Source organism: Pantoea sp. DY-5, from assembly GCF_019795955.1.
Taxonomy (GTDB): domain Bacteria; phylum Pseudomonadota; class Gammaproteobacteria; order Enterobacterales; family Enterobacteriaceae; genus Pantoea; species Pantoea leporis.
This window is the reverse complement of record NZ_JAIMIE010000007.1, coordinates 13,706-26,009: the sequence shown is the minus strand read 5'-3', so window position 1 is coordinate 26,009 and position 12,304 is coordinate 13,706. Positions and strand designations below refer to the sequence as shown.

The window sequence follows — 12,304 nt, the reverse complement described above, 5'->3', positions numbered from 1 at the left end:
TTCCCTTTGCGATCTGCCGCGCTATCCCTGACCCGGCTCGAACAAAGAAGCGATTAACCCTTCTTAGCCGGCCCCGGACGATGAATCATCGTCAACCCTTTCAGGAAATTACGCAGAATCTGGTCACCGCATTCGCGGAAATTCTTATGATCAGGGTTGCGGAAAATCGCGCCAACCTCAGCCTGTGAAATCTTAAAGTTCGCTTTCAGCAGCACATCCGGAATATCGGTGGTCTTCAGCTCAAAGGCGATACGCAATTTCTTCATGAAAATGTTGTTATTCATGCGGCGCTCAATCGAAGGCGCGGGCGCATCTTCACTCTTACCGCGACGGTAAAAAATCAGGCCGTTGAGGAAATAGCCCATCAATACATCTGGCAGCTTGCGAAACGCGGCATCGTCATCTTTCTTCATCCACGCCTGCACGTCTTCCAGCGGCACTTCACTTCCCGCCAGGGCAAAAATCTCCACCACTTTGCTATCGCTCAAATCAAGCATATAGCGCACGCTGCGCAGAACATCGTTACTCATCATGGTGAAACTCTCTTGGTCGCGGGTTGAGGCGGCGCATTATAGAGCAGGCGGGGCAGGGATAACAGCGCGGGCGACCTTCGCCGCCCAACAACATCAGGATGAGGTGGTTTGCAGTGAGCCGGGACGCGCGGCATCGCGCACGAAGGGCAGATGTTCACAGGCGTGCTGACGGGCAAACCGCACAAAGGCTTCCATTACCGGCTGACGCTGCTCGCCTTCGCGTACGGCAGCATACAAGCGGCTCCACAAGCCATCGCCCAAGGTCTTCGTCACCACCAAACCTTGCTGCTCAAAGTTCTCCACCACCCAATGCGGCAGTGCGGCGATGCCCATGCGCGCCGACACCATCTGAATCAGCAATAGCGTGTTATCCACGCTCTTCAACGCTGGACTCACACCCGCAGGCTGCAGGAAATGGCGCCACACATCTAAACGCTGACGCTGAACCGGATAGATCATCAACACTTCATCGGCCATATCTTCCGGGGCAATGTGCTCAAGCTGCGCCAAAGGATGATCCGGTGCCATCACCAAACGCACTTCAAAATCGAACATCGGTGAATAGAACAACCCGCTGCGCGGCAAAATATCGGAGGTCAGCACCACATCCAACTCGCCCTGCTGCAATGCAGGTTGCGGATCAAAGGTCACGCCGGATTTGAAATCCATCACCACCTGGGGCCAGCTCTGGCGGAAATTATTCAGCGCGGGCGTCAGCCACTGAATACAGCTGTGACACTCAATGGCGATACGTAACGTGGCCTGATGCGGCTCATGACACGCCTGCAAAGCCTGCTGAATCTGCGGTAAAACCTGCTCAGCCAACTGCAGCAAAATCTCTCCCTGCGGCGTAAAACGCAGCGGCTGGCTTTTACGCACAAACAGGCGAAAACCCAGCCGCTGCTCCAGATCGCTGAACTGGTGGGATAACGCCGATTGCGTCTGATGAAGCTGGGAGGCGGCGGCAGCTAACGAGCCGGTATTCCGTAACGCCTGCAGCGTCCGCAGGTGTTTGAGTTCGATCATGAGAATCCTTCACATCGAGATTGAACAAATTGCGCTTGAGGAACATACAGTACCCGCAGATTATGGCGGTGTAAACATCTGGACGGCTAAACATCTCTGCCCCCTATTCAGTTAAGAATATCTGGAGAACAGAAAATGACCATTCTGAACCACACTCTCGGTTTCCCTCGCGTTGGATTGCGTCGTGAATTGAAAAAAGCACAGGAAAGCTATTGGGCAGGTAAAAGCTCACAGGAAGAGCTACTGGCGGTGGGGCGTGAACTGCGCGCCCGTCACTGGCAACAGCAGAAAGAGGCGGGCGTGGATCTGCTGCCAGTCGGCGATTTCGCCTGGTACGATCACGTGCTCACCACCAGCCTGCTGCTGGGTAACGTGCCAGCTCGTCACCAAAATCAGGATGGCTCGGTCGATCTCGACACGCTGTTCCGCCTTGGCCGTGGCCGCGCACCAAGCGGTGAACCGGCGGCAGCGGCGGAAATGACCAAATGGTTCAACACCAATTATCACTACATGGTGCCAGAATTCACTCAAGGGCAGCAGTTCAAACTGACCTGGACTCAGTTGCTGGATGAGGTTGATGAAGCGCTGGCGCTCGGGCACAAGATTAAACCGGTGCTGCTGGGTCCGGTTACCTATTTGTGGCTGGGTAAAGTGAAAGGTACGTCGTTCGACCGCCTGTCACTGCTCAAAGACATTCTGCCGGTTTACCAACAGGTGCTGGCTGAACTGAAAAAACGCGGCATCGAATGGGTACAAATCGATGAGCCAGCACTGGCGCTGGAACTGCCGCAAGCGTGGCGCGATGCCTTCAAACCGGCTTACGACGCGCTGCAGGGCGAAAGCAAATTGCTGCTCACCACCTATTTCGACAGCATCGGTCAGAATCTCGACGTGATCAAAGCGCTGCCGGTGCAAGGTCTGCATGTTGACCTGGTCCACGGCAAAGACGACATCCAACAGGTGAACCAGCAGATTCCCGCGGATTGGCTGCTCTCCGTCGGCGTAATCAATGGCCGTAACGTCTGGCGTGCCGATCTCAGCAGCTGGTTTACGCGCCTGCAGCCGCTAGTGGGGCAGCGTCAACAATTGTGGATTGGATCATCCTGCTCACTGCTGCACAGCCCAATCGACCTCAGCGTGGAAACGCGCCTCGATGAGGAAGTGAAAAGCTGGTTCGCCTTTGCTCTGCAGAAGTGCACTGAGCTTGCACTGCTGAGTCATGCACTGAACAACAACGATGCCGCTTCGCTGGTTGAGTGGAGCGCACCGATTCGTGCGCGTGCCAACTCCACGCGCGTTCACAATGCCGCAGTCGGCGAGCGTCTGGCGAAAATTCAGGCCAGAGACGTTGAACGTGCCAGCAGCTACTCCGAGCGTGCCAAAGCGCAGCGTCACCGCTTTAACCTGCCAGCGTGGCCGACCACCACCATAGGTTCATTTCCGCAAACCACCGAAATTCGCGGCCTGCGCCTCGACTTTAAAAAAGGCAACATTGATGGTGGAAACTATCGCACTGGCATCGCCGAGCACATCAAACAGGCGATTGTGGAGCAGGAACGTTTGGGCCTCGACGTGCTGGTGCATGGCGAAGCAGAACGTAACGACATGGTGGAATACTTCGGCGAAAACCTCGACGGCTTCGTGTTCACCCAAAACGGCTGGGTACAGAGCTACGGCTCACGCTGCGTTAAACCACCGATCATCATCGGCGACGTAAGCCGTCCGCAAGCCATCACCGTTGAGTGGGCGAAGTACGCGCAGTCGCTGACCGACAAACCGGTGAAAGGCATGCTGACCGGTCCAGTGACGATTCTCTGCTGGTCGTTCCCGCGTGAAGATGTAAGCCGTGAAACCATCGCTAAACAGATTGCGCTGGCGCTGCGTGACGAAGTGGAAGATCTGGAAAAAGCCGGTATTGGCATTATTCAGATTGATGAACCGGCACTGCGCGAAGGCCTGCCGCTGCATCAGTCCGATTGGGCGGCGTACCTGACCTGGGCGGTGGATGCGTTCCGTCTCAATGCCGCCGTGGCGCAGAATGAAACCCAGATCCATACCCACATGTGTTACTGCGAGTTCAATGACATCATGGACTCGATTGCCGCGCTGGATGCGGATGTCATCACCATCGAAACCTCACGTTCCGATATGGATCTGCTGGATACCTTTAAGGAGTTCGACTATCCCAACGAAATCGGTCCGGGCGTGTATGACATTCACTCACCAAACGTGCCGAGCGTGGAGTGGATGGAAGAGTTGCTGCGTAAAGCGGCGCAGAGCATCCCGGCAGAGCGTCTGTGGGTTAACCCGGATTGTGGCCTAAAAACGCGTGGCTGGGCGGAAACCCGTCAGGCGCTGGCGAACATGGTAAAAGCGGCGCAAAACCTGCGGGGTGAAACGGCTTAGTCGCTGTAAATGAGATTGGGGCGCAAATGCGCCCCTTATTATTACGCGTTTGGCGCTACGCCATACTGCGCGAACCACGCCAGCATGCGTTGCCAGCCATCTTTGGCGGAATCGGCGTGATAACTGGCACGATAATCCGCATTGAAAGCATGTCCTGCATCCGGATACACCACGATTTCCGCCTTGGCATTGGCGGCATGCAGCGCCTGACGCATCTTATCAATGCTCTCCAGCGGGATGCTCTCATCCTGACCACCGTAAAGGCCCAGCACCGGTGCGTTGAGATCCACCGCGATATCGATCGGATGCTTCTGCTGCTTCAGCGTCTTCTCACCGTCTAAGCGTCCATACCACGCCACCGCTGCACGCACCTGCGGATTGTGCGCGGCAAACAGCCAGCTAATACGTCCGCCCCAGCAGAAACCGGTAATCGCCAGGCGACGGATATCACCATCGTGGCGCGTGGCCCAGTTGGCCACATGATCGAGATCGGACAACACTTGCGAATCCGGAACTTTACTCACCAGCTCTTTAAACAGCGTGGGAATGTCGTGGTAATCGTTGGGATCGCCCTCGCGGAAATAGAGTTCCGGAGCGATGGCCAGATAACCTTCCAGCGCCAGACGGCGGCAGACATCGCGGATATGCTCGTGCACGCCGAAAATCTCCTGCACCACCAACACCACCGGCAAGGTGCCTTGATACTCTTTTGGTCGGGCGTAATAGGCAGGCAGGTTTTCGCCCTGGCTCGCAACTGAGGTCTCGCCAGCATGAATCGCGTCGCTGCCGGTAATAATGGTGCTGCTTGCGGTGGGCTGAACGGCCGGTGCAAAGCCGCCGGGTGCCGTTTTTTGTGCCATATTGTCTTCGGTTTTCATTGTTCTCTCCGTGCTAGCAAATGCGCAATCACGTAACTATAGCCTGGCGAAGTGAAGCAAGGCTGGCGTAGGGTACAGAGGGATTTTTTCACGTGTGCTGCTTCTCTATTAACATTGCCACCAACACTTACACAGCACCGCTTGTAGCAATTCAGAATTGCACAGCGTGAATGTGTGATTTATGTCACATAATGTTTTTCTGATAATGTAAGTTTCATTATCGATGGTGAATTGAGTCACATATTTATGCCGCCTGCTCACGTAGAGTGGCGCGCTCATCCCCAATTATCAGGAGTCTGTTATGGCCCAGTCTGACGTTTTCCACCTTGGCATTACTAAAGCTGATTTGAAAGGAGCCACGTTGGCCATCGTGCCTGGCGATCCTGAGCGCGTAAAGAAAATCGCCGCGCTGATGGACAACCCACAGCATCTGGCTTCACACCGTGAATTCACCAGCTATCTGGCCGAAGTGGATGGCAAACCGGTTGTGGTGTGCTCCACCGGTATTGGCGGACCTTCAACGTCAATTGCGGTTGAAGAGCTGGCGCAACTGGGTGTGCGCACCTTCCTGCGGGTTGGCACCACTGGCGCTATTCAGCCGCATATTAATGTGGGCGATGTGCTGGTCACTACCGCTTCGGTACGCCTCGACGGTGCCAGCCTGCACTTTGCGCCGATGGAATTCCCGGCCGTAGCTGATTTCACCTGCACCACCGCGCTGGTGGCAGCGGCAGAAGCGTGCGGCGCGAAAACCCACATTGGTATTACAGCCTCATCTGACACTTTCTATCCAGGCCAGGAACGCTACGACACTTTCTCCGGTCGCGTGGTGAATCGCTTCCAGGGCTCAATGGAAGAGTGGCAGCAAATGGGCGTCCTCAACTATGAGATGGAATCCGCTACACTGTTAACCATGTGCGCCAGTCAGGGACTGCGTGCCGGCATGGTGGCTGGCGTCATCGTTAACCGTACGCAAAAAGAGATCCCGGATGCCGCGACCATGAAGCAGACCGAAAGTGATGCGGTGAAAATTGTGGTTGAAGCCGCGCGTCGCTTAATTTAGTGCGCCAGTCAGGGATGAATTCGAGACCAGGCTTATAAGGAATCCCGCAACTTCCCGATTAGAATGCGCGCAATTTCAGCAGCTACTGAGAAATTTCTTATGCGCAAAATGGTTTCTGTCTCACGTCCCAATTTCATGAATAATCCCGCTACTGCACAATCACGCGTTGAAGGTGCAGCAGCGAGATTTCGCCAGGCGATGGCGGCGAATAACTATCCTGTTGCGCGCCAGTGCTGTGAAGAAGTGCTGCGCGTCCTGCCTAATCATATGCAGGTGCTGAGCGACTACGCGCTCACTCTGATGCGTGTGGGCGAGCACAAAAAATCCTATAAAATTTACCAGAAAATCTATCAGGCTCCGGCCGCGCAGCGTGCGCAGGCGTCGGAAACCTGGCTGGATGGATTAACGGAAGTGTGTGGCTGGCTGAATAAAGAAGATGAAGTAGCGCGTTACGGCCTCGAGTCGCTGCAGAAATCCGATGTGACCTTCAGTAAAGGGGTGAAAGTGGCGTTCCCTTCTGACGCACCGCCGCCGATCAACCGCAGTAATCCGGCAGAAAATATCATCTCCTTTAGCCTGTATGGCGGCCAGCCACGCTACTGCGAAACCTTGATTAAAAACATTGAAGTGGCGCGAGAGCTCTATCCTGACTGGATCTGCCGCATCTATCTCGACGACAGCGTGCCTCAGCACGTCTGGCAGCGCCTGACGCAGCCAAATACCCAGCTGGTGGATATGTCGCACGAGAAAACCATCTTCCCAACGCTGTGGCGCTTCCTGGTGATGGACGATACCAGCGTCAAACGCTATATCGTGCGTGACGCGGATTCGCTGCTCTCCGAGCGTGAAGTGGTGGCAGTGGAAGCCTGGCTGAATTCGCCTTACTGGTTCCATCATATGCGCGATTACTTCTCACATACCGAGCTGTTGCTGGCGGGCATGTGGGGCGGCTGCCATGGCGTGTTCCATAACGTTGAGCAGCAGATGCGTGACTTTATCGCGCAATATGAAGGCAGCCAACGCTTTACCGATCAGTACTTCCTTAAAGTGGCGCTGTGGCCAACGGTACGTGAAAGCATATTGAATCATGACGATATTTTCCGCTTCCATCAGGCGCAACCGTGGCCGGCGCATCAGCCAATTCGCTGGCAAACCGACAGCTTCCACGTCGGTAGTAACGCCGGTTTTGCCAGCATGGCGGGCCAGGTCGAAAACGCTGAGAACGGCTGGCAGCAGGTTGAGATCACCTACGACGGGAAAAGCTGGACCTATCCGGCCAAAATCCAGGGTGAAACCGAATGGGTGTTGCCGATGCCCTTCTTCCTGATTGATGCGTGGAAAGCGGGCGATCTGACAGTTAAAGCCCTTTAACATTCTTCTGGACATTCATACAGTAGAGCTCTACCTTTTCCCTCAGCAAGTCGATCCGCGGGGGGATTATGGATCAGCAACTTATCATTAGCGGCGCGCTGGCGCTGGCCGGTTTGGGCATTGGCTGGATCATTGCTCAACTGCGCGCCGGTCATCAGCACGCCAGCTTCACCACCGAGCGTCGCCTGCTGGAAGAGGCGCAGCAGCGTCAGCAGCAGCAGCTCGAACAGTTACAGCAGCAAATCCAACAACGCGAACAGGAGATGCGCCAGCTACACGGTGCACTGAGCGGTGCGCAGGAACGTTTGCAGCAGCTTGATTACTGGCGCGGCGAAAGTGAACAACTCAGCCGTGAACTGCGAAATCAGCTGGAAGTGAACAGCGCGCAGGAAGCCGAACTGCGCGAAGTGACCATTCGTCTTGAAGAGACGCGCTACGGTGCAGAAGAGAAGCAGCGACTACTGACCAACAGCGAACAGCGCCTCAGCGCGCAGTTTGAAAATCTCGCCAATCGCATCTTCGAAAACAGCGGGCGGCGCGTCGATGAACAAAACCGTCAAAGCCTGAATAGTCTGATTGGTCCGCTGCGCGAACAGCTGGACGGTTTCCGCCGTCAGGTCACCGACAGCTTTGGCCTGGAAGCGCGTGAACGTCACACGCTGACCCACGAAATTCGCCAGCTACAGCAACTCAACGCACAGATGGCGCAGGAAGCGGTCAATCTTACTAAAGCGCTAAAAGGCGACAATAAAATCCAGGGAAACTGGGGCGAAGTGGTATTGGCCCGCGTGCTGGAAGCGTCTGGCCTGCGTGAAGGCTACGAATACCAAACGCAGGTTAGCGTGCAGCTGGAACAGCAGGGCAGGATGCAACCGGATGTGATCGTGCGTTTGCCGCAGGGTAAAGATGTGGTGATCGACGCCAAAATGACGCTGGTGGCCTACGAGCGCTACTTCAATGCCGACGATGAAGCCACGCGTGAGCAGGCGATTCAGGAACACATTAGTGCCATGCGCGGACACATTCGCCTGCTGAGCCGTAAAGATTACCAACAATTGCCCGGTTTACGCTCTCTTGATTATGTGTTGATGTTTATCCCGGTGGAACCGGCGTTTCTGCTGGCGATTGATCGTCAGCCCGAGCTGATCAGCGAGGCGTTACAGCAGAACATCATGCTGGTTAGTCCTACCACCTTGCTGGTGGCGCTGCGTACTATCAATAATCTCTGGCGTTATGAGCATCAAAGCCGCAACGCACAGCGCATCGCCGATCGGGCAACGCGGCTGTACGACAAAATGCGGCTGTTTGTCGATGACATGAGCGGCATCGGCCACAATCTCGACAAAGCGCAGCAAAGCTATCATCAGGCGATGAAAAAGCTGTCTGAAGGGCGCGGCAATCTGATCGCACAAAGTGAAGCGTTCCGTTCGCTTGGCGTGGAGATCAAACGTCCGATTAATCCGCAACTGGTTGAACAAGCGCAGCCGGAAGAAGCGGATGAAGATTGGGCAGACGATCGCACCGAGGATGAAAACGTTGCAGAACCAACAACAGACTCGCTGCGCCGCATCAACGAATAGCACGGTGGTCGCGTGCTCGTGTAGCGCGACTCTGATACACTTTGGCAAGAATTGTTTGTGGAACAGGTAAAACCGATGGCAGATGAATCACAGCAGGAAACTACCCATTTTGGCTTCCAGACCGTCGCGAAAAGCGAAAAGGCCGATAAAGTTGCGGACGTGTTTCACTCCGTCGCGGCAAAATATGACCTGATGAACGATTTGATGTCGTTTGGCATCCATCGTGTCTGGAAGCGTTTTACCATTGACAGCAGCGGCGTGCGCCGCGGTCAGCGCGTGTTGGATCTGGCGGGTGGTACCGGCGATCTCACGGCAAAATTCTCACGTCTGGTGGGCGAAACCGGCCAGGTTGTGCTGGCAGACATCAATAGTTCTATGCTGAAGATGGGCCGCGAAAAGCTGCGCAATCTCGGCGTGTCGGGCAATGTCAGCTATGTGCAGGCGAATGCCGAAGCGCTGCCGTTCCCGGATAACTACTTCGATTGCATCACCATCTCATTCGGCTTGCGTAACGTGACCGAAAAAGAGAAAGCGCTGGCATCAATGTTCCGCGTGCTGAAGCCAGGCGGACGTCTGCTGGTGCTGGAGTTCTCGAAGCCGTTGCTGGAGCCGCTTAGCAAAGCTTACGATACCTATTCATTCCACATTCTGCCGCGTATTGGTCAGTTGGTGGCGCAAGACGCTGAAAGCTATCGCTATCTGGCGGAGTCGATTCGTATGCATCCCGATCAGGAAACCCTGAAAGCGATGATGAACGATGCGGGCTTTGAAAATACCACCTACTTCAACATGACTGGCGGTATTGTCGCGCTGCATCGCGGATTTAAATTCTAATCCATCATGACTTTAACTCCTCTCATCACCGGCGGTCTTGAGACCGCCCTGAACCGTGTTCTCTATCGCGATCGCAGCCTGAAAGCCGCACGCCAGCGTTTGGCTGGTAAGGTATTGATGCTGCGTCTGCAAGAGCTCGATTTTCCTTTGGTGCTGGTGTTTAGCGAATCGCAACTCGATGTACTGAGTGATTGGCAAGACAACAGCGACTGCACGGTGAGTTTGCGTGTCAGTACTTTGCCGAAACTGCGCGATCGCCAGCAGCTCACCAGCCTGATTCGTAGCGGTGAACTGGAGGTGGACGGCGACTTGCAGGTGGTACAGCAATTCTCCGCACTGATGGATCTCGCCGAGCTGGATCCGGCGGAATATCTTGCACCGTGGATTGGAGATATCGCTGCGCAAGGCGTAAGCCAGGCCGCACAGCAGGCGCTGAAGTTCGTGCAGCAGCAGTTCATCCGCCGCCAGGATTATCTTGGTCAGGTGCTGACGGAAGAGTGGCGCGTTGCGCCGGGCGCACTGGAACTGGCATGGTTTTGCGAGGAAGTGGAAGCGATAGAACGTTCGCTCAATGCGTTTGAAACGCGTTTGGCACAGCTGGAGGCGAAATGACGCTGGGAGAAATTCGGCGCTTATACTTCATCATCAAGATCTTTCTGACTTACGGCCTTGATGAACTGATTCCCCGCATGCGCTTCACGCTGCTTTTACGCTTGTGGCGGCGCTGCATCTTCTGGATCCCTAACCAGCATAAAGACGCTTCCGCCGGCGTGCGCATCCGTTTAGCGATGGAGCAGTTGGGGCCGGTGTGGATCAAATTCGGTCAAATGCTCTCGACGCGTCGCGATCTGTTCCCACCGGCGATTGCCGATGAACTGGCGGTGCTGCAGGACCGAGTTGCGCCATTTGATGGCGTGAAAGCCAAGCAGCAGATTGAAAAGTCGATTGGCGGCCCGGTGGAAACCTGGTTTGAAGACTTCGATATCAAACCGCTGGCCTCGGCTTCTATCGCGCAGGTGCATACCGCGACGCTGAAATCCAATGGCCGCGCGGTGGTGATCAAAGTGATTCGTCCCGACATCCTGCCGGTGATCAGAGCCGATATGCGACTGATTTACCGTCTGGCGCGGTGGGTGCCGCGTTTGTTGCCGGATGGTCGTCGTCTGCGTCCGGTGGAAGTGGTGCGCGATTACGAAAAGACCTTAATTGATGAGCTGAATCTGCTGCGTGAAGCGGCGAACGCCATCCAGCTGCGTCGTAACTTTGACCAAAGCCGCATGCTGTATGTGCCGGAAGTGTTCTCTGATTATTGCAGCGAATCGATGATGGTGATGGAGCGCATTTACGGCATTCCGATCTCAGATATCGCCACGCTGGAGCAGCACGGCGTTAACATGAAACTGCTGGCCGAGCGCGGTGTGCAAGTGTTCTTCACCCAGGTGTTCCGTGACAGCTTCTTCCACGCCGACATGCATCCCGGCAATATCTTCGTCAGCTACGATCACCCGGAAGATCCGCAATACATCGGCATCGACTGCGGTATTGTCGGTTCGCTGAACAAAGAAGATAAGCGCTATCTGGCCGAGAACTTCATCGCCTTCTTTAACCGCGATTACCGCAAAGTGGCCGAGCTGCATGTGGATTCTGGCTGGGTACCGGCCGATACCAACGTCGAAGACTTTGAGTTTGCCATTCGTACCGTGTGTGAGCCGATTTTCGAAAAGCCGCTGGCTGAGATTTCGTTTGGCCACGTGCTACTCAACCTGTTCAACACCGCGCGTCGCTTTAATATGGAAGTGCAGCCGCAGCTGGTGCTGTTGCAGAAGACGCTGCTGTATATCGAAGGAATTGGCCGCCAGCTCTATCCGCAGCTTGATCTGTGGAAAACGGCCAAGCCGTTCCTTGAAGATTGGATCAAAGATCAGATTGGTATCCCGGCGATTTTGCGGGCGGTGAAAGAGAAAGCGCCGTACTGGGCGGAAAAACTGCCAGAGTTGCCGGAGCTATTTTACGACAGCATGCGCCAGCACAAATTATTGAAGCACAGCGTCGATAAACTCGTCACCGATTTAAACGTACAGCGAACACGCAATCATCAGGCGCGCTATCTGTTTGGTGTAGGCGCTACACTGTTATTAAGTGGCACCGCCGTGCTGTTAAGTCGACCGGATTGGGATTTCTTCCCGGCGCTATTAATGGCCGCTGGTATCGTCACCTGGCTTATTGGCTGGCGCAAGACAAACTGATTGTCTGCCTGGTGCAAATCGCGTAATGTCGCAAGCTAAAGCCCGAAATCATACGGGCTTTCTGTGCGTTACAGTCAACAGTTTTTCACAGAATATTAGAGGCATATCTCATGGGCGGTATCAGTATTTGGCAATTGTTAATCATTGCCGTCATTGTTGTTCTTCTGTTCGGTACCAACAAGCTTCGCAACCTGGGTTCGGATTTAGGATCTTCCATTCGTGGCTTCAAAAAAGCCATGGGCGATGAAGACGATAAAAAGGATCAACCGAAAGAGCAGGACGCTGACTTCAACGCCAAAACTCTGGCAGACAAACAGCAAACCACGGCGACTAAAGACGACGCCCGGAACGACAAGCAGGTATAACT

Annotated in this window: 11 protein-coding genes; 8 read left to right on the top strand and 3 right to left on the bottom strand. The window is 54.8% G+C overall.

What is annotated here, in order from left to right:
* Positions 1 to 53 precede the first annotated feature (53 nt).
* Together K5Y30_RS20010 and metR are read right to left on the bottom strand one after the other, a co-directional pair.
* Positions 54 to 533 carry a DUF1456 family protein gene (locus tag K5Y30_RS20010; protein ID WP_101763741.1) on the bottom strand — a complete coding sequence of 160 codons (480 nt, stop codon included), beginning with the start codon at positions 531 to 533 and terminating at the stop codon, positions 54 to 56.
* Between the two features lie 93 nt (positions 534 to 626).
* Positions 627 to 1,559, bottom strand: coding sequence for an HTH-type transcriptional regulator MetR (metR, locus tag K5Y30_RS20005; RefSeq protein ID WP_176973392.1), 933 nt, complete (start codon positions 1,557 to 1,559; stop codon positions 627 to 629).
* A 135-nt stretch (positions 1,560 to 1,694) separates the two neighbouring features.
* Here metR and metE point away from each other — a divergent pair, with 135 nt between their 5' ends.
* A complete protein-coding gene (gene metE, locus K5Y30_RS20000; RefSeq protein ID WP_222213064.1) occupies positions 1,695 to 3,965 on the top strand; it encodes a 5-methyltetrahydropteroyltriglutamate--homocysteine S-methyltransferase in 2,271 nt (756 codons plus the stop codon).
* A 41-nt stretch (positions 3,966 to 4,006) separates the two neighbouring features.
* Here metE and K5Y30_RS19995 read toward each other — a convergent pair whose 3' ends face one another.
* Entirely contained in the window at positions 4,007 to 4,843 is an 837-nt protein-coding gene (locus K5Y30_RS19995) for a dienelactone hydrolase family protein (protein ID WP_137384919.1), read from the bottom strand.
* A 301-nt stretch (positions 4,844 to 5,144) separates the two neighbouring features.
* Here K5Y30_RS19995 and udp point away from each other — a divergent pair, with 301 nt between their 5' ends.
* The 7 genes from udp to tatA all read left to right on the top strand — a co-directional run bounded on the left by udp (position 5,145) and on the right by tatA (position 12,302).
* The gene (udp, locus tag K5Y30_RS19990; protein WP_101763737.1) at positions 5,145 to 5,906 is read left to right on the top strand and encodes a uridine phosphorylase; all 762 of its coding nucleotides are present in this window, start codon (positions 5,145 to 5,147) and stop codon (positions 5,904 to 5,906) included.
* Between the two features lie 99 nt (positions 5,907 to 6,005).
* On the top strand, positions 6,006 to 7,277 hold the full coding sequence (locus tag K5Y30_RS19985) for a tetratricopeptide repeat protein (protein WP_222213062.1): 1,272 nt from the start codon (positions 6,006 to 6,008) through the stop codon (positions 7,275 to 7,277).
* Positions 7,278 to 7,345: 68 nt separating this feature from the next.
* Positions 7,346 to 8,857: a DNA recombination protein RmuC gene (gene rmuC, locus K5Y30_RS19980; RefSeq protein WP_101763736.1), complete on the top strand. Its 1,512-nt coding sequence runs from the start codon at positions 7,346 to 7,348 to the stop codon at positions 8,855 to 8,857.
* Positions 8,858 to 8,932: 75 nt separating this feature from the next.
* Positions 8,933 to 9,691: a bifunctional demethylmenaquinone methyltransferase/2-methoxy-6-polyprenyl-1,4-benzoquinol methylase UbiE gene (ubiE, locus tag K5Y30_RS19975; RefSeq protein ID WP_008105805.1), complete on the top strand. Its 759-nt coding sequence runs from the start codon at positions 8,933 to 8,935 to the stop codon at positions 9,689 to 9,691.
* Between the two features lie 6 nt (positions 9,692 to 9,697).
* Positions 9,698 to 10,303 carry an SCP2 domain-containing protein gene (locus K5Y30_RS19970; protein WP_110867936.1) on the top strand — a complete coding sequence of 202 codons (606 nt, stop codon included), beginning with the start codon at positions 9,698 to 9,700 and terminating at the stop codon, positions 10,301 to 10,303.
* Positions 10,300 to 11,937, top strand: coding sequence for a ubiquinone biosynthesis regulatory protein kinase UbiB (gene ubiB, locus K5Y30_RS19965; protein WP_101763734.1), 1,638 nt, complete (start codon positions 10,300 to 10,302; stop codon positions 11,935 to 11,937). The genes K5Y30_RS19970 and ubiB overlap by 4 nt, the downstream gene beginning before the upstream one ends.
* Before the next feature lie 110 nt (positions 11,938 to 12,047).
* Positions 12,048 to 12,302 (top strand): Sec-independent protein translocase subunit TatA, encoded by a 255-nt coding sequence (gene tatA / locus K5Y30_RS19960; RefSeq protein WP_008105810.1) that lies wholly within the window; start codon positions 12,048 to 12,050, stop codon positions 12,300 to 12,302.
* Positions 12,303 to 12,304: the final 2 nt, after the last annotated feature.

Excerpts from the sequence above, each read along its gene's own strand:
- K5Y30_RS20010 (WP_101763741.1), bottom strand. The coding sequence starts at position 533 with ATGATGAGTAACGATGTTCTGCGCAGCGTGCGCTATATGCTTGATTTG.
- metR (WP_176973392.1), bottom strand. The coding sequence starts at position 1,559 with ATGATCGAACTCAAACACCTGCGGACGCTGCAGGCGTTACGGAATACC.
- metE (WP_222213064.1), top strand. The coding sequence starts at position 1,695 with ATGACCATTCTGAACCACACTCTCGGTTTCCCTCGCGTTGGATTGCGT.
- K5Y30_RS19995 (WP_137384919.1), bottom strand. The coding sequence starts at position 4,843 with ATGAAAACCGAAGACAATATGGCACAAAAAACGGCACCCGGCGGCTTT.
- udp (WP_101763737.1), top strand. The coding sequence starts at position 5,145 with ATGGCCCAGTCTGACGTTTTCCACCTTGGCATTACTAAAGCTGATTTG.
- K5Y30_RS19985 (WP_222213062.1), top strand. The coding sequence starts at position 6,006 with ATGCGCAAAATGGTTTCTGTCTCACGTCCCAATTTCATGAATAATCCC.
- rmuC (WP_101763736.1), top strand. The coding sequence starts at position 7,346 with ATGGATCAGCAACTTATCATTAGCGGCGCGCTGGCGCTGGCCGGTTTG.
- ubiE (WP_008105805.1), top strand. The coding sequence starts at position 8,933 with ATGGCAGATGAATCACAGCAGGAAACTACCCATTTTGGCTTCCAGACC.
- K5Y30_RS19970 (WP_110867936.1), top strand. The coding sequence starts at position 9,698 with ATGACTTTAACTCCTCTCATCACCGGCGGTCTTGAGACCGCCCTGAAC.
- ubiB (WP_101763734.1), top strand. The coding sequence starts at position 10,300 with ATGACGCTGGGAGAAATTCGGCGCTTATACTTCATCATCAAGATCTTT.
- tatA (WP_008105810.1), top strand. The coding sequence starts at position 12,048 with ATGGGCGGTATCAGTATTTGGCAATTGTTAATCATTGCCGTCATTGTT.